We start from the raw sequence: 17,953 nt of genomic DNA on the forward strand, positions 1-17,953 counted from the left end.
AGATAGAAATGAGAAAAAACAGTATCAAAAATACAAGAATTAATGGAGAGGTCAAAAGAGAACTGAGCAATATCATCCGGGGCGAGATTAAGGATCCCCGGATCCACCCTATGACCACGGTGGTGGAGGTGGAGGTGGCACCTGATTTGAAGAGTGCCAAAGCATATATCAGCGTTCTGGGAGATGAGCAGGAGCAGCAGGATACACTGGCAGGATTAAAGAGTGCAGAAGGCTATATCCGCCGTGCGCTGGCCAAATCCATCAATCTGCGCAATACACCGGAGATTCGTTTTATTCTGGATCAGTCCATTGAGTACGGTGTGAATATGTCCAAATTCATTGACCAGGTGAACCGGAAAGAGGATCAAGAATAATGAGTTTGGAAGAGAACTTTTAAATCTGCCTAGATGACGCATCAAGTGCGGCAGAAGGAGGAAAAAATGATCAAACTGGCGAATGAACTTAAACAGGTAAAAAGTGTTGCAATTGCAGGGCATGTAAGGCCTGACGGGGACTGTACCGGTTCCTGTCTGGCCGTGTACGGCTACATACGGGAGAACTTTCCGGAGATTGAGGTGACAGTTTATCTGGAGTCCGTCAATCCGGCGTTTGCACTCTTGTGTGGGGGAGAAGACATAGAGACAGACTATACAGAAGACAGGCAGTACGACATCTTCCTTTCCCTGGACGCAAGCGACAAGGAGCGTCTGGGAGCGGCTCTTAAGTATTTTGAGACAGCCGGCCGGAGAATCTGCATAGACCATCACATTACCAATCAGGGATTTGCAGATGAAAACTGCATTGATCCAAAGGCAAGCTCCACGGCAGAACTCGTTTTCGGCACAATGGAAGAAGAGAAGATATCCCAAAATACAGCAGAAGCTCTATATATGGGCATTATCCACGACACGGGGATTTTCCAGTATTCCAATACCACGCAAAAAACCATGGAGATCGCAGGAAAGCTGATCGCCAAAGGTATTGATTTTTCCCGGATTATAGACGAGACTTTTTATCAGAAAACGTATATTCAGAATCAGGTTTTAGGCCGGGCGCTGATGGAGAGCATATTGCTTTTAGACGGAAAAGTGATTATGGGAAGAATGCGCCAGAAGGACATGGAGTTTTATGGAGTAGGGCCCAAGGATCTGGAGGGTATTGTGAACCAGCTTCGGGTGACAAAGGGTGTTCAGGTGGCGATTTTCCTTCATGAAACAGGAAATCAGGAGTATAAGGTAAGCCTGCGCTCCAACGGGCCTATAGATGTAAGTCAGGTCTGCACCTACTTTGGAGGCGGCGGCCATGTAAAAGCTGCTGGCTGTACCATGCACGGGACCCTTCATGACGTAGTCAACAATCTGACTTTACATATTGAACAGCAGCTTTTACAGGCTGAGTAAATGGCAGCCTGTGAAATACCAATAGCATTACAGCGAAAAATGCAGACAGGAAGTATCCGAAATGAACGGAATTCTCAATATTTATAAAGAAGCAGGCTTTACCTCCCATGATGTGGTGGCGAAGCTCCGCGGAATTCTAAAACAGAAAAAAATAGGACATACAGGAACTCTCGATCCCGATGCGGAGGGAGTTCTTCCTGTATGTGTGGGAAATGCCACAAAGCTCTGCGGAATGCTGACGGAAAAAGAAAAAACCTACCAGGCAGTTCTGCTGCTGGGACAGGAGACAGACACGCAGGATCTCTCCGGAAAAGTTTTACACAAGTCGGAGATAACAGTAAGCGGGGAAGCAGTACGGGATGCCATTCTTTCTTTTCAGGGAAGTTACGATCAGGTGCCGCCCATGTACTCAGCTTTGAAAGTAAACGGGAAGAAGCTGTATGAATTGGCAAGAGAGGGGAAAGAGATAGAACGAAAGTCCAGAAAAGTAACCTTGCATGAAATTTCTATTTCCCGGATAGAACTGCCGGAAGCTTCTTTTACAGTGACTTGCTCCAGTGGAACTTATATACGAACTCTCTGCCATGATATCGGAGGGAAATTAGGCTGCGGCGGCTGTATGAAAAGCCTTCTCCGCACCCGTGTGGATCGGTTTCGCATAGAAGACAGTCTGCGTCTTTCTCAAATAGAGGAAAAAATGGCAGCAGGCAGGATTTCCGAATGCCTGATTCCTGTAGACAAAATGTTTGAACAGTATCCCCGGGTTCAGATGAAAGAAGCGGGGGATCGGCTGGTTTATAACGGCAATCCCTTTGAATTGTCCATTGCCGTTGACGTTTCGGCGGCAGGAACAGACGCTTCGCCTGTCTGCGTCTACGATTCCAAAGGAGTTTTTGTGGGAATCTATCAGTATGAGCAGAAGATGTTCCGTCCGGTGAAGATGTTTCTATAAGTGATATAAAGTAAGGGTAACAGCCATGAAAATAATCAAAAACACAACAAAATTTCAGATAGCAGAGCCTACAGCCATTTCTCTTGGAAAATTTGACGGACTGCATCAGGGACATCACCTTCTGGTAGAGCGCATTTTAAAAAAGAAAAAAGAGGGACTTGCCTCATTGATTTTTACTTTTGATTTCGGAGAACGGCCGGCACTGACCCTTCCGGAAGAACGCAGAGAGCTTTTGCGCCGGGAACATCTGGATTATCTGGTGGAATGTCCATTTACCCCAGAGCTTTCCCATATGGAGCCGGAGGAATTTGTACAGGAAGTACTGAAAAAACGTCTCCATGCAAAATATCTGGCAGTAGGAACCGATTTTCGTTTCGGCTATCAGCGCAGGGGCGATTACCATCTGCTACAGCAGATGAGTGAGTCCTGCGGCTTTCAGGTGGAAGTAGTAGAAAAAGCCTGCTGGCAGGGCCGGGAAATCAGCAGCACCTTCATCCGGGAAGAACTGGAGCAGGGGCATATGGAGCTGGTAAACCAGCTTCTGGGCTATGCCTACTCCGTCACAGGAGAAGTCCTCCATGGCAGGCAGATCGGAAGAACCTTAGGGATGCCCACCACGAACCTGCTTCCGAGAGAACAGAAGCTCCTTCCGCCCAACGGCGTCTATGCCACTCGGACAATCATTGCCGGAGAAACCTTTGAGGGAATCACCAACATCGGCTACAAACCCACAGTAGGGGGAGAGACCAAGAGAGGTGTAGAAACCTACCTGTTTGATCTGGATCGAAACCTGTACGGAGAAATCATACAAGTACAATTTTATGGCTATGAGCGCCCGGAACGCAGATTTCCCACATTAGAAGCCCTGAAAGCCCAGATAGAGTCCGACGTGGCCTGGGGACGGGAATTCTTCAGTTGATGCATAAGTTCCATAAGTTCCATAAGTTCTATAATTTTACTTGCACGATCTATGAATTTATATTAAAGTATATATGAAGAATTTATGAAGTTCGCAAAACAGTCACTGGTTTATTGGCTAAAAGCCTGTAAATAACAGTAATTCTCAGGAAAAAACAAGTAAAATGCAAAGGAGAAAGCCATGGATTATTCAATCATTCTGGGACTGATCGGAGGCTTAGGCCTGTTTCTCTATGGAATGAAGCTCATGAGTGACGGTCTGGAAAAAGCGGCAGGAGCAAAGCTGAGAGGAATTCTGGAATTTTTTACCAAGAACCGCTTTGTAGGAATGCTGGTAGGTATTGTATTCTGTGCAGTGATTCAATCCTCCAGCGCTACTACGGTCATGGTAGTCAGCTTCGTAAACTCAGGCCTGATGACATTATATCAGGCAGCCGGCGTGATCATGGGCGCCAACATTGGTACCACCATTACTTCCCAGTTGGTAGCCTTCAATCTTTCCGAGATTGCCCCGGTATTTCTTATGGCAGGCGTGATCATGGTTATGTTCTGCAAGAAGCCTATGGTTAAGAAGATTGGCGAGGTAGTTTTAGGCTTCGGCGTGCTGTTTATGGGGCTGAGCGGAATGTCCGGCAGCATGTCTTCCCTTCACGATTCCCCTTTGATTGTAAATGCTCTTGGTTCTTTGTCTAACCCGATTCTGGCTGTCTTTATGGGATTTTTGGTGACAGCGATCGTACAGAGCTCTTCCGTAACGGTCAGTATTGTGCTTTTGATGGCACAGCAGGGATTGTTGGAGCTTGGCATCTGTTTCTATATTATTCTTGGTTGTAACATCGGCGCCTGTACTTCAGCCCTTCTTGCCGGTTTAAGCGGAAAGAAGGATGCAAAGAGGGCATCGCTGATTCATTTCCTGTTTAATGTATTTGGAACTATTTTAATGGTAATTGTTCTGGCTTTTGCATCCAGATGGCTGGAAGGTTTCTTTATGCAGATTTCCGGTGGAAATATCGGACGTGCGGTGGCGAATGCCCACACTATCTTCAAGATTTTCCAGGTAATTGTGCTGTTCCCCCTTTCGGGAATGATTGTAAAACTGACCTATCTTCTGGTTTCCGGAGACGAGAGCGGCGACGAGAAGGACTTCGAACTGGTATACATTGGAGCAAAGAATGTATTTTCTCCGGCTACGGCAGTGGTAGAAGTGACCAAGGAATTGGAGCGTATGGGACAGCTTGCCTATAACAACCTGAACCGCGCCATGAATGCCCTGATTACCCTGGATGAGGAGGACATAGAAGAAGTATATCATGTGGAGGAAAATATCAATTTCCTGAACCATGCGATTACGGATTATCTGGTAAAGATTAACCAGTCCACCCTGCCTGTGGATGATGCCAAGAGCATCGGCGGCCTGTTCCATGTGGTGAATGATATTGAACGTATCGGTGACCATGCGGAGAATGTGGCGGATTCGGCAAAGCAGCGGATTGAGAAAAATATAAACTTCAGCAAAGAGGCCCAGCATGAGTTAGGTGAGATGATGGAGCTGGTGAATAAGATTCTTCAATACTCTTTGGATACCTTTTCTCATAACAATCGGGAGCATGTGGAGGAGATTTCCCAGATTGAGAATCAGGTGGATATTCTGGAAAAGCAGCTTCAGCAGTCTCATGTGGATCGCCTGACCAGAAATGAGTGTACGCCTGCGTCGGGCATGATTTTCTCGGATATCTGTTCCGGGTTGGAGCGTGTTGCGGACCATGCCACCAACATTGCATTTGCGATTTTGGATGAATAATTGCAGATAGAGGCAAGACTGTTGCAGAGATAAAGGAAACTGTTTTCTCTCTGCGGCAGTCTTATTTGTGTACCGAAAGGTTATAGGGGATATGTTTTTAAAGCTTTTTTATTATCTGATTGCAGCGCCTGTGCTATTGCTGCTTCGCATTTTTTTCTGGCCTTTTAAAATGTTGTTTCGGTTTATAGGATGGCTGTTTCGGAAGACAGGAGAGAACCGCCGGTTCCGAAAAACAGATTTTGACAGAATGGATGGCTGGGAATTTGAGGAATATATTGCGGAGCTTTTGGTGCGGAATGGTTTTTCGCATGTGGAGGTAACAAAGGGAAGCGGCGATCAGGGCGTGGATATTCTGGCAGACAAAGACGGAGTATCCTATGCAGTGCAATGTAAACATTATACAGGAAAAATTTCCAACAAAGCGGTCCAGGAGGCTTATGCAGGCGCAAGCTTTTATGGCTGTGAGATTCCGGTAGTTCTGACGAACAGTTATTTCTTTCCTTCGGCGCTGGAGCTGGGAGATGAGATTGGGGTAGAACTCTGGGATCGTGAGGAGTTGAAGCATCTGATTCGTACAGCAAGGCGGAAGATCTAGCATCGTGAGAATTATTGCTGAATTGTAACAAAAACAGGCTTGACAAATTTCTATAATTTCGATATCATGTAATAGAAATTTAACAAATTCGTAATAAATTATGAAATAAATGGAGGCATTTATGTATAGAAGCAGAAGAACAGCAGGATTTGTATTGGGAGCGGTATTGATGGCGGCAACTGGTATCAATGCAAATGCTGCAGACCTTGGAGAAAGCCTGAGTGAAGGAATCGCAGCTAATTTTGATCAGACTAAAAACACGGAGGAAGAAACAAAGGCAACTGCTGAGGTTGTTTGGACGGGTACGCCTCTGGAGGGGTATGTGAATATCGGAATTGCCAATGTGGAGGATAATCTTAACATTCGGTCCGAGGCAAACACAGACAGTAAGCTGGTTGGTAAGCTCAGGAAAGATTCCGCATGTGAGATCCTTGGGACTGAGGGCGAATGGGCTCACATTGTATCTGGTGAAGTGGAAGGCTATGTAAAGGCAGAGTATTTATATACCGGTGAAGAAGCTGTGAATCTGGCGTTTCAGTTGGGACAGACGGTAGCCAAGGTAGATGCGGATGCTCTTTATGTTCGGATGGAGCCCAGCACGGAGGCAGACTTTTGGACAATGATTCCAAAGGGTGAGGAGTTGGCCGTGATTGAGGAACAAGGTGATTGGATTAAGGTGGATATTGACGGTGAAGAAGGCTATGTGGCTGCTGAATATGTGAATGTAACCAGTGAGCTTAAGACGGCGCTTACAATTACAGAGGCTTTGTATGGCGAGGGCGTTACGGATGTGCGGATTTCTATCTGTGAGTTTGCAAAGCAGTATGTAGGCAATCGCTATGTATGGGGAGGCACCAGCCTGACTAAGGGTGCAGATTGTTCCGGATTTACCATGTCGGTATATCGGAACTTTGGAATTTCCCTGCCGCATTCCTCTAGGGCACAGGCTGGCTGTGGTACGAAGATTAGTGTGAGTGAGGCGAAGCCTGGGGATTTGATTTTTTATGGGAATGGGCGGCGGATAAATCATGTGGCTATGTGCATTGGAAATGGTCAGGTAGTGCATGCTAGTAATTCTAGGACTGGGATTATTATTTCGAATATGTATTACCGGAGTCCGGTGAGTGCGGCGCGGATTATTAATGATTAGGTTTGATATATAATTGCATGAGAGAAAGAGCTGTATTCGATGGGATATGGCTCTTTTTTTCATTAGGAAAGGCTTTAGCAGTTCCTTGCGTGTAGAAGGATTTATTTTTTGGTATTTTTTGTGTAAAAGCTTCTTGACTGTTCCCTTGGGGGAGGGCTTATGATTCAGATGGAGGTGAGAAATATGCTAATTCATGAAGTGAGTAAGTGTACGAATTTGACGAAGAAGGCTATTGAATATTACATGGAGAAGGGATTGGTTGCTCCGATTTTGCAGGAAAATGGATATCGAGATTTTAGGAGAGAGGATGTGGAGATATTAAAGAGAATTGGGGTTTTGCGCAAACTTGGCATTGGCATGGAGGATATTCGTGAGATTTTGCAAGATGATACGGGTGAGGTGCTGCGAAAGGTGTCTATTCGAAAGGAGCTAGAGGCTTTGAGAAATGTGAAAAGGGATGCATTGATTCGGAACCTGGGAGAGGGCAGGTCTTATGCGGAGATTGAGGGGGAGCTTCGGACTTTGGAGATGCAGGAAACGATTGGAGAAAGGCTGCTTGATGCTTTTCCTGGATTTTTTGGAAGGTTTGTCTGTATGCATTTTTCTGGTTTTTTAAATGAACCGGCAAAGACAGAGGAGCAGCAGGAGGCTTATGAAAAGGTTTTGTCTTTTTTAGATGGTATGCCATCCGTTCCTGTGCCGGAGGATGTGGCAAAGGCTATGGAGGAGGGGACAAAGAGCCTTGGTGTAGAGCATATTGGGGAGATGTTTGACAAAGTTAAGCAGTCCATTGAGGAGCCGGAGGCTTTTCTTGCAAGAAACAGGGAGACGATTGAAGGGTATCTGGCTTATAGGCAGTCGGAAGAATATCGAAATTCTGCTGCTGGGAGATGGATGGAGTGTATGAGAGAATTTCAGGAGGCTAGTGGTTACACGGAGGTGTTTCTACCGGCTATGAAGCAGCTTAGTCCTTCTTATAGCGAATATTGTAAACGGATGGAGGAGGCTAATCAGAAGTTTTTGGAGCGTTATCCGGGGATGGAAGGATTATAAAGGTATACCACATTATAAGATTCTGTGAAAAATTTGTAATGTTTGAACCAATATTTTTATAATAGATTGGTCTCTTAAAGTGTGACATACATTTATTACTTACATAAGAACTATTTTTATAGAGCTTACTGATATAGCCAATGTCATAAAGTTAAACTTTATAAGCTTATGAAGGCTTCGGGTAAGAACCGCCACCCCTATCCGGGGCGTCCCTCCTCCCCTGCGCCGGTAATTTTCCGAAGATTAACTTAATGACATTGCGGATATAGCATTGCGTTAAATATACATGTAGAAAATGGCCAAAACGGGATAGAAAAGGATCTTCTTACGAAATACGGGCAAGAGGATCTTTTTTGTGCTTCCGCATAAGAAACAGATATCCAAATCCAGCCAGATCTGCCAGTATCCATCCAATCGGCACGGACCACCAGATGCCCGCAACCCCGATTGCTGGAATGCCGGACAGTACATAAGCTAAAAGCACTCGTGTCCCTAGAGAAATTCCTGTGAGTACCACAGACATGCCGGGACGCTCCACTGCACGGTAGAAGCCATAGAGTAAAAACAGACAGCCAATGCCAAAGTAGAAGGAGCCTTCAATATGCAGATACTGGATACCAATTGCCAGAATCTCTGTTTCTGAGGGCTTGACAAAGAGCAGCATCAAAGGCCGGGCAAGAACAAAGACGCATGTGCTGATTATCAGACAGAAAGCAACAGAGCAAAAGACGGCGCTTTTCATTCCAGCCCGAATGCGCTCTGATTTTTTTGCTCCAAAGTTCTGGGCGGTAAAGGTGGAAAATGCATTTCCAAAATCCTGTACCGGCATATAAGCGAAGGAATCAATCTTCACTGCAGCGGCAAATGCCGCCATAACTGCCGGGCCGAAGCTGTTGACCAGTCCCTGTACCATGAGGATACCCAGGTTCATCACGGACTGCTGCAGGCAGGTGAGAGAGGAAAAGCGTGCAATTTCGGAAAATACGGCCTTTTTCAAGTGAATACCCTTTAGAGAAAACCGAAATTCAGGGAAGAATAAAAAGGTATAGGCAAAAAGTCCCAGGCCGGACACATACTGAGCAATTACCGTGGCAGCGGCAGCACCGGCCACTCCCCAGTGAAACCGAATCACAAACAGAAGATCCAAAACAATATTTAAGATGGCACAGACCCCGAGAAAGATAAGAGGTGTGACGGAATTTCCTACCGCACGCAGGAGGGAGGCGAAAAAGTTATAGAAAAAGGTAGCTGTGATTCCATAAAAAATAATCCATAGATAAGAACGCATCATCTCATAGATGCTGTCCGGGACCTTGAGAAAGTGGAGAATGGGATCGATAAAAACAAAAACCAGGCCATTTAAAATCAAGGAAAGAGCAGCAATCATCAAAAAGGAATGTACGATGCTGACCTTAAGCCCCTCCTGGTTATCTTCACCGCAGCGGATGGAAAACACAGCGCCGCTGCCCATACAGAGCCCTAAGAGAATGGAGGTCAGAAAGGTCATAAGGGTATAGGAAGAGCCTACGGCGGCCAGGGCATCCGGTCCCAGATATTGTCCCACAATCAGCGTGTCCGCCACATTATAGAGCTGCTGCAGAAGGTTTCCCAGAATCATGGGAACCGCAAACAGCAGCATGGTTTTTGTAATGGGACCATGGGTCAAATCCTTTTTCATAGCCGAGATGCTCCTTTGTATATTAATTGCTTGAAAACCATTTCCTTTGCAGCTAGAGTCATTAAGCTGAGCTCTAAAAGTTTATGAAGGCTTCTTTCCGAAGATTAACTGCCATTGCGGATTGACGTTCGCCCAACACTATGAAATGATTACAGAAAATATGGTAATATGAAACCATTTGGATGTCAATGGATAAGGACAGGGAGTATACAAAACGGCAGAATTTTGCTATAATGCATATTATTGTACATAGTAGCAAAAAGAAAGGAAAAATTATGTTCCAGTTCAGAAGAAATTTTCGGGAAGTAAATCCTGAAAGCGGAAAAGCCCCAGGCTGGCCAAAGCCAAATTTAAAAAAAGTAAAGCGCATTTTAACGGTTGTAGTGCTGGCGGCATTGGTGCTGGCTGTTGCCAATTCCTGCTGGTTTACCATTCAGGAGGAGCAGCAGGCAGTAGTCTGCACCTTCGGACAGCCAAGAGCCGTGACGGAGCCGGGGCTTCATTTTAAGATTCCCCTTATACAAACCGTAACGAAGGTAAATACCACCATCCAGGGCTTATCCGTAGGCTATGATGAAGAGGAGAATTATACGGATGACGCTATGATGATCACTTCAGATTACAATTTTATTCGAGTGGATTTTTATGCGGAGTACCGTATTTCCGATCCGGTGAAGGCTTTGTATGCCTCCGAGGACCCGGTGACGATTCTGGATAACATTGCCCAGAATTGCATCCGCACCACCATCGGTTCCTACGGTGTGGATTCCGTACTGACCACTGGAAAGAACGAGATCCAGGCCAATATTAAGCAGATGATTATGGACAAGCTGGAGAACTACGACATCGGAATTCAATTGGTGAATATCAGCATTCAGGATGCTCAGCCGCCTACTGCGGAGGTTGTCACGGCCTTTAAGGAGGTAGAGACGGCAAAGCAGGGAAAAGAGACAGCCCTTAATAATGCCAACAAATACCGCAATGAGCAGATTCCCGAAGCCAAGGCGGAGGCGGATAAGGTTGTCCAGGATGCCCAGGCCCAAAAGGAGAGCCGCATCAATGAGGCGGAAGGGCAGGTAGCCCGTTTCAATTCCATGTATGAGGAATATATCAAATATCCCACTATCACAAAGCAGAGGATGTTCTATGAGACTATGGAGGATGTGATGCCGGATATGAAGATTATCATCCAGGGCGGAGAGGGCGGCCAGGTGCAGCAGCTTCTTCCCCTGGAACCGTTTAATACGGTCATTGGTTCGGGTAATGCAGCAGGAGAGGAGGGAAATGACAATGAGTAAGGTGAAAAAAGCGGGAAGGATATGGAAATATCTGCTGGCCCTTATGCTCCTGTTGCTTTTGGGCAACAGCATTGTGATCTGCCATGAGGATGAGTATAAGCTGATTCGGCAGTTTGGAAAGGTTCAGCGAGTGGTATCAGTATCCGGACTGACCTTTAAGGTGCCCTTTATCCAGTCTGTGGATACGGTTCCAAAAGAGATGCTTATTTATGATCTGCCTGCCTCGGATGTCATTACCTCCGACAAGAAGTCGATGATTGTGGACAGTTATGTGCTGTGGAGAGTGGAGGACCCGTTAAAGTTTACCCAGACCCTGGCAAATTCCATTTACAATGCGGAGAACCGCATCAATGCCATAGTCTACAATGCCACGAAGAATACGGTATCCAATATGACACAGGATGAGATCATCAAGAGCCGTGATGGGAAAATGACCATCACAGCCGCCGATGCAGGAGAAGAGCTTGAATCCAACGATCTGATTCTGGAGGAAAAGACTGAAGTGGTGGAGATTAAATCGCTCACTGAGGAGATTATGGACAGCATCGGGGACAATTACCAGCAGTATGGCATCAACATTCTGGCAGTGGAGGTGAAAAAGCTGGATCTGCCTGACGACAACAAGCAGGCTGTCTACACCCGTATGATCTCCGAGCGTGAGAACATTGCGGCCCAGTATACGGCGGAGGGAGCTTCCCAGGCCCAGATAATCCAGAATACTACGGACAAAGAGGTTTCCATTATGCTTTCCGAAGCCCATGCCCAGGCAGAGCAGCTTATTGCAGAGGGAGAGGCGGAATATATGCGGATTCTATCGGATGCCTATGCAGATGAGACACGAAGCGACTTTTATGCCTTTGTGCGCAGCCTGGACGCAGCCAAGGAGAGCTTGAAGGGCAGCAACGAGAAGACCCTTATACTTCCGGCTGATTCGCCGATTGCACGGATTTTTGCAGGACAATAAATAAGGATAAGATAAATGATAAACAAGATGGCAGGAATACGGTAAATGGTTCCTGTCATCTGTTATTTTGCTGATAAAATTCATAACATTTACTAGTAGTCCGTACCGGAAATCCTTGTGCATATTTCCGGTCTATTTCTCCGATAGCACAGGTCAAAAAGCCTCGCCGTAGCACCACTACGTCTGCGTTTTTTGACCTGCACTCTCGGAAAAGTATCCTCAGAAATATACACAAGGATTTCCGATACGGACTACTAGACACAGACAAATTTACGTTCAACATTGACAGAGAAACAAAATCTATTTATAATTTATACTTATTGGATTACTTATGTCCAATTCGGTAAGGAATACCCCCTATGGGGTGAACGGACTTAGTCTGTTAAAATATAGAAGATATGGCCTGTGCTCTTTCTATAATAAAGCAGGCCCAGGAGGGAACAAATGAAACCATATGGAGTAAACGAGCTTCGAAAGATGTTTTTGGAGTTTTTTGAGAGTAAGGGCCATCTGGCCATGAAGAGCTTTTCACTGATTCCGCACAATGACAAGAGCCTGCTGCTGATTAATTCCGGCATGGCTCCTTTAAAGCCTTATTTTACAGGGGCAGAGATTCCGCCCAGAAAACGTGTGACTACGTGTCAGAAGTGTATCCGTACAGGAGATATTGAGAATGTAGGAAAGACAGCACGCCACGGCACGTTCTTTGAGATGCTGGGTAATTTCTCCTTCGGAGATTATTTTAAGCGTGAGGCCATTGGCTGGACCTGGGAATTTCTGACCGAGGTTGTAGGGCTTGATAAGGACAGGCTGTATCCGTCCGTTTATCTGGAAGATGATGAGGCATTTGATATCTGGAATAAGGAAATCGGGATTCCTGCAGAGCGGATCTTCCGCTTTGGCAAGGAGGACAACTTCTGGGAGCACGGCGCAGGTCCCTGCGGTCCCTGTTCCGAGGTTTATTATGATCGTGGCGAGAAGTACGGCTGCGGCAAGCCGGACTGTACCGTAGGCTGCGATTGTGATCGTTATATGGAGATCTGGAACGACGTCTTTACCCAGTTTGACAATGACGGCAACAATCATTATACGGAGCTGGAACAGAAGAATATTGACACAGGCATGGGCTTGGAGCGTCTGGCTTCTGTGGTCCAGGATGTAGATTCCATCTTTGATGTGGATACGGTTCGGGCTCTTCGGGACAAGGTGTGTGAATTCGCCCATGCAGAATACAAAAAGGATGAAAATAAGGACGTATCCATTCGTCTCATTACGGATCATATCCGTTCCGCTACCTTTATGATATCTGACGGCATTATGCCCACCAATGAGGGCCGGGGCTATGTGCTCCGCCGCCTGATCCGCCGGGCAGCCCGTCACGGACGTCTCTTAGGCATTGAAGGAAAATTCCTGGCCCGGTTAAGCGAGACCGTGATTGAGGGCTCCAAGGACGGTTATCCGGAGCTGGAGGAGAAAAAGAGCTTTATCTTTAAGGTGCTGACCCAGGAGGAAGAGAAGTTCAATAAGACCATTGATCAGGGCTTAAGTATTCTGGCAAATTTGGAAGCTCAGATGCAGAAAGAGGGGACGAAGGTTCTTTCCGGAGAGAATACCTTTAAGCTTTACGATACCTATGGCTTCCCGGTTGACTTAACGAGAGAAATCCTGGAGGAAAAGGGATTTTCCATTGATGAGGAAGGCTTTAAGGCTGCCATGGAGGAGCAGAGGGTTACGGCACAAAAGGCTCGTATCGTTACCAACTATATGGGTGCGGATGCTACCGTTTATGATGAGATCGACCCTTCCGTGACTACGGAGTTTGTAGGCTATGAACAGTTGGCATTTGAATCAAAGATCACGGTTCTCACTACGGAGAGTGACCTTGTGGAAGCTCTTACAGAGGGCGAGAACGGAACTGTTTTTGTGGAAAAGACGCCATTTTATGCAACCATGGGCGGACAGCAGGGAGATACCGGTGTGATCCGTACAGCGGACGGCGAATTTGAAGTTCAGGATACCATCAAGCTTCTTGGAGGCAAGGTGGGGCATGTGGGACGTATGACAAAAGGCATGCTGAAAGTGTCAGATAAGGCGACTTTGGAAGTATGTGAGAAAGGACGTACGGACACCTGCAAAAATCACAGTGCAACCCATTTGCTCCAGAAAGCGTTAAAGACGGTTCTTGGCAGTCATGTAGAGCAGAAAGGTTCCCTTGTGACACCGGATCGTCTCCGCTTTGACTTCTCTCATTTTGAAACTATGACGGCGGAAGAGCTTGAGAAGGTAGAAGCATTGGTAAATCAGGAGATTCAGGCTTCTCTTCCTGTGGTGACGGAGATTATGAATCTGGAGGATGCCAAGAAGACAGGTGCCATGGCTCTCTTTGGGGAGAAATATGAGGAGGACGTGCGGGTAGTATCCATGGGAGACTTCTCCAAGGAGCTCTGCGGCGGTACTCATGTAGCCAATACCGGCGTGATTACAGCCTTTAAGATTGTGTCCGAGGCAGGCATTGCGGCAGGTGTGCGCCGTATCGAGGCTCTGACCGGAAACGGGGTATTTGCTTATTATCGGGAGTTGGAGCAGAAGCTGTCGGAAGCTGCTCATGCGGCAAAGGCGACACCGGCCAATCTGACAGAGAAGATTGAGCATCTTCAGGCAGAGATTAAGAAGCTTCGCAGCGAGAATGATGCCTTAAAGAGCAAGCTAGCCAAGGATGCCCTGGGCGATGTGATGGATCAGGTAAAGGAGATTGGAGGCGTGAAGCTTCTGGCCGCCAAGCTTGAGAATGTGGATATGAACGGTCTCCGGGAGCTTGGAGATCAGCTTAAGGAGAAGCTTGGAGAGGGAATTGTAGTTCTGGCTTCTGCTATGGACGGCAAGGTAAGCCTTATGGCTACGGCTACGGACGGCGCCCAGAAGAAAGGCGCCCATGCAGGCAATCTGATTAAGGCAATTGCCGGTCTTGTAGGAGGCGGCGGCGGCGGACGGCCGGGAATGGCCCAGGCCGGCGGCAAGAATCCGGATGGAATGGATGCGGCCATTGAGAAAGCGGCAGAGGTTGTGGCTGAGCAGGTAAAATAGATTGGATTGGTATGGGGATATGGTAAAAAAGTGAACGGATATTTCCATATAAAGTATGAATGAGACGGGAAAGCGCCGGAGTGCGGGCGTTTTCCCGTTTTTTGGATAGATATATTTGTATGATATGATGAACATAAAAAAAGAAATGAGTACCCTGCTTGAGCAATAGCTGTACGGTTACAAACCCATTTCCTGCATTTATAATATGGTATTGGTAGTTAAACGTCAAGAATAATTAAAAAGTTACTGTTCACAGTAACGAATCCGGCCTATTTATAGTTGCCTTACGGCAAGAGGCCGGATTCCGCCCCCGGTACTGTACTGGCCTGTGACCGTGCAGCGCAGTGCACGGTTCAGGAGTAAACCAATGTCATTAAGTTAAGCACCAAAAAGCTTGTGAAGGCTTCGGGCAAGAACCGCCACCCCTGGCCGGGGCGGCCCTCCTCCCCTACGCCGGACATTTGTTGAAGCTTAACTTAATGACATTGGGAGTAAACAGTAACATTAAAAATTTCAGTTTTCGGTTTTTCTCTTGGTTATTGTGGGTCTTAATAGTAAATTCTCTTGACATATTGGTCTACATGCAGTAAACTAATTATAGGTTTACTGCATGTAGACTAATGCGGATATGAAACACCCTACGGGTATCCCTCTATGCACAAAAAGTATGTGCAAATTAAGGAAACACCCTACGGGTATCCCTCTATGCACAAAAAACATGTGCAGATCAAGGAAAGGAGAAGAGCTTATGGAAACCTATGGTTTGGGAACTATGGAGCTGCGTTTTGCAGAGTTAATCTGGGAGAGGGAGCCTATACCCTCCGGAGAGCTGGTAAAGCTCTGCAGAGAAAAAATGCATTGGCAAAAGTCAACGACTTATACCATATTACGCAGACTTTGCGAGAAAGGCTTATTTCAGAATCAGAATGGAGCCGTTACATCCCTGGTAGAACGGGAGGAATATTATGGCCGCTGCAGTGAGTATTTTGTGGCGGAGACCTTTGGAGGCTCCCTGCCCCAGTTTTTGGCTGCATTTACCAGAAAAAAGAAGCTGAGTGAAAAAGAAATTCAGGAGCTGGAAGAGATGATTGCAAAGAGCAGAGAGGGGTGATCGAATGACAGCAGTATTTCAGGGGATTTTAGAAATGAGCTTTCAGGCTTCTTTTATTATCGGATTGGTTATTCTGATACGCCTGATTTTAAAAAGAATGCCTAGAAAACATATGTGCATCCTTTGGCTGGCAGTCCTTGTCCGTCTGCTCTGTCCCTTTACCTTTCCGGTGGAGCTTGGATTTCTGCAGGAAGCTGATACGGGCTGGGTGCAGGAACCGGCACTTTCCTCTAGGAAGCTTGAGGAATCCATTGGAACAGAGGATGCATTGCCTGAACAATGGGAGAACGGAGCGTATACATCAGATTCTTTTGCAGACGGTTCGAGAGAGAAAATCGTAGGAAATGAGAGGGCGTTTTTTCGGGTTATTGGTTTTGCGTGGATATTAGGGGCCTTTCTTATGCTGATTTGGAATGGGGCAGCCAGCCTTAAGCTGTGGAAAAAGATTCAAAGAAACAGATATCAGGAAGGACCGGGCATTTGGAGTGTGGAGGGGCTTGAGACACCTTTTGTAATGGGATTTTTACGGCCACAGATTTATCTGCCTGCCAGTCTCTCAGGGGAGGAGCGTTCTTTTATCCTTCTTCATGAAAAGGCCCATATTCAAAGAAAAGATCCAATCCTAAAGTTTGCAGGCTTTGCAACCTTGTGCATTCATTGGTTTAATCCTCTTGTATGGGCGGCATTTTATTTTATGTCAGCGGATATGGAGATGGCCTGCGATGAAAGGGTTTTGGACAAGATGGGAGCAGGAGTACGGGAGGCGTATTCCACTACGCTTCTTCGCCTGTCCGTGGACAATCCTGTTTTTTCCGGATTGGCATCCGGATTTGGAGAGGTGGACCCCAAGAAGAGAATTCGCCATATTTTGAATTATTGTAAGCTTAGTATGCATAGAGTAATTCTTATTGTATCATTACTTGTACTTGTGGCAGCCGGAATGCTTTTGAGCCCCAGGGCGGGAACAGAGGGAGACAGGGCTTTGGCCGCAGAACCAGGGGAGCAGGCAGGAGGACCGCAGGCACAGTCTTCGGAGGCGGAGAAAGAAGCGGATAAACCGGAGGAACCTAACCAGGAAGAACTGCCCGCAAAAATGAATGAAGCTCAGGACGAGACAGAAGCCGAGACACATCTTAAGCTGACAGAGCTGAAAGACTATGCCCCATATTATGTTATGAGCTTCCAAAAGATAGAGGGCGGCACAGGAGAAAGGCTTTCCTTTGAGGGAAATACAGTGCTTGCGGATCAGGAGATTGTGGGACCGGATCGTGTGGAGGTGGAACCGCAGAGTGCCATATGGGAGCTTGGGTTTCACTTTGACGGAAAAGAAAATCTGGCAGATACCATTACGCTTGAATTTTGGAACCGTGGAGGATCTGAAGCTTTTCAGGTGATTTTGGATGGACTTACCTATGAAGTTGCTGTTCCGAAGGTAGAGACAAAAGAAGTTGAGATAGGCGAAAAGCTGCCGGGAACCCAGGTGATGGTTGAGGATGCTTGTATTTATCCCCATGCATTGTTTTTGAGGTTATCCGGGATTGACAGTGGGAATTGGGACAACCACTTTTATCTGATTCGTGTATCGAACGGGGAAGAAGAAAAGATTTCTCCTGTAAGGTCAGCCTATGAGGAGACAAGAGGGGAAATGCACCTTTTGTTTCTATTTAAGGAAGGAATTCCAGAAGAGAAGTTAACGTTTCGGATGGGAGAAGACGCCGAAACAGGAATGCCGGCAGACAGGGTATATTATAATTTGGATCTGGAAGAAATAGCGGTATAGAAAACGGACAGATGAAGAAGCATCTGAGAAAAATGTGTTTGCGGCAGAGGAAGCTTATGCTGTGCATTGTTCCGATTTTTCAATTAAATTTGAATATGACAAATTTTGGTTATTTTTTGTAAGAAAAGCAGAAAAAGTGTTGACAGAACCTCCATAAACCCCTATAATC

General features: G+C 46.4%; 14 protein-coding genes. 13 read left to right on the forward strand and 1 reads right to left on the reverse strand.

Annotated elements, in window-relative coordinates:
* The first annotated feature begins 8 nt into the window (after nt 1–8).
* The 8 genes from rbfA to VSQ61_RS17145 all read left to right on the forward strand — a co-directional run bounded on the left by rbfA (nt 9) and on the right by VSQ61_RS17145 (nt 7,869).
* Complete coding sequence (gene rbfA, locus VSQ61_RS17110; RefSeq protein ID WP_334345605.1) at nt 9–374, forward strand: 30S ribosome-binding factor RbfA; 366 nt, start codon at nt 9–11, stop codon at nt 372–374.
* 66 nt (nt 375–440) lie between these two features.
* Nucleotides 441–1,400 carry a DHH family phosphoesterase gene (locus VSQ61_RS17115; protein WP_334345606.1) on the forward strand — a complete coding sequence of 320 codons (960 nt, stop codon included), beginning with the start codon at nt 441–443 and terminating at the stop codon, nt 1,398–1,400.
* A gap of 61 nt (nt 1,401–1,461) precedes the next feature.
* A complete protein-coding gene (gene truB, locus VSQ61_RS17120; protein ID WP_334345607.1) occupies nt 1,462–2,352 on the forward strand; it encodes a tRNA pseudouridine(55) synthase TruB in 891 nt (296 codons plus the stop codon).
* A gap of 25 nt (nt 2,353–2,377) precedes the next feature.
* The gene (locus VSQ61_RS17125) at nt 2,378–3,271 is read left to right on the forward strand and encodes a bifunctional riboflavin kinase/FAD synthetase (RefSeq protein ID WP_334345608.1); all 894 of its coding nucleotides are present in this window, start codon (nt 2,378–2,380) and stop codon (nt 3,269–3,271) included.
* A gap of 180 nt (nt 3,272–3,451) precedes the next feature.
* Nucleotides 3,452–5,071 carry a Na/Pi cotransporter family protein gene (locus VSQ61_RS17130; protein WP_334345609.1) on the forward strand — a complete coding sequence of 540 codons (1,620 nt, stop codon included), beginning with the start codon at nt 3,452–3,454 and terminating at the stop codon, nt 5,069–5,071.
* A 91-nt stretch (nt 5,072–5,162) separates the two neighbouring features.
* On the forward strand, nt 5,163–5,666 hold the full coding sequence (locus VSQ61_RS17135) for a restriction endonuclease (protein WP_334345610.1): 504 nt from the start codon (nt 5,163–5,165) through the stop codon (nt 5,664–5,666).
* Between the two features lie 121 nt (nt 5,667–5,787).
* Nucleotides 5,788–6,816 (forward strand): C40 family peptidase, encoded by a 1,029-nt coding sequence (locus VSQ61_RS17140; protein WP_334345611.1) that lies wholly within the window; start codon nt 5,788–5,790, stop codon nt 6,814–6,816.
* Between the two features lie 183 nt (nt 6,817–6,999).
* A complete protein-coding gene (locus VSQ61_RS17145) occupies nt 7,000–7,869 on the forward strand; it encodes a MerR family transcriptional regulator (protein WP_334345612.1) in 870 nt (289 codons plus the stop codon).
* Nucleotides 7,870–8,194: 325 nt separating this feature from the next.
* On the opposite strand, the gene VSQ61_RS17150 is transcribed toward VSQ61_RS17145, so the two are convergent.
* On the reverse strand, nt 8,195–9,547 hold the full coding sequence (locus tag VSQ61_RS17150) for an MATE family efflux transporter (protein ID WP_334345613.1): 1,353 nt from the start codon (nt 9,545–9,547) through the stop codon (nt 8,195–8,197).
* 275 nt (nt 9,548–9,822) lie between these two features.
* Between VSQ61_RS17150 and hflK the strand changes: the two genes are divergently transcribed.
* The 5 genes from hflK to VSQ61_RS17175 all read left to right on the forward strand — a co-directional run bounded on the left by hflK (nt 9,823) and on the right by VSQ61_RS17175 (nt 17,784).
* The gene (gene hflK, locus VSQ61_RS17155) at nt 9,823–10,845 is read left to right on the forward strand and encodes an FtsH protease activity modulator HflK (RefSeq protein WP_334345614.1); all 1,023 of its coding nucleotides are present in this window, start codon (nt 9,823–9,825) and stop codon (nt 10,843–10,845) included.
* A complete protein-coding gene (gene hflC, locus VSQ61_RS17160) occupies nt 10,838–11,809 on the forward strand; it encodes a protease modulator HflC (protein ID WP_334345615.1) in 972 nt (323 codons plus the stop codon). The genes hflK and hflC overlap by 8 nt, the downstream gene beginning before the upstream one ends.
* Before the next feature lie 444 nt (nt 11,810–12,253).
* The gene (gene alaS / locus VSQ61_RS17165) at nt 12,254–14,893 is read left to right on the forward strand and encodes an alanine--tRNA ligase (RefSeq protein ID WP_334345616.1); all 2,640 of its coding nucleotides are present in this window, start codon (nt 12,254–12,256) and stop codon (nt 14,891–14,893) included.
* 748 nt (nt 14,894–15,641) lie between these two features.
* A complete protein-coding gene (locus tag VSQ61_RS17170; protein WP_334345617.1) occupies nt 15,642–16,004 on the forward strand; it encodes a BlaI/MecI/CopY family transcriptional regulator in 363 nt (120 codons plus the stop codon).
* Nucleotides 16,005–16,008: 4 nt separating this feature from the next.
* Nucleotides 16,009–17,784, forward strand: a complete 1,776-nt coding sequence (locus VSQ61_RS17175; RefSeq protein ID WP_334345618.1) for a M56 family metallopeptidase — start codon at nt 16,009–16,011, stop codon at nt 17,782–17,784.
* The last annotated feature ends 169 nt before the right edge of the window (nt 17,785–17,953 follow it).

It is taken from the genome of Candidatus Merdisoma sp. JLR.KK006 (assembly GCF_036941035.1).
Taxonomy (GTDB): domain Bacteria; phylum Bacillota; class Clostridia; order Lachnospirales; family Lachnospiraceae; genus Laedolimicola.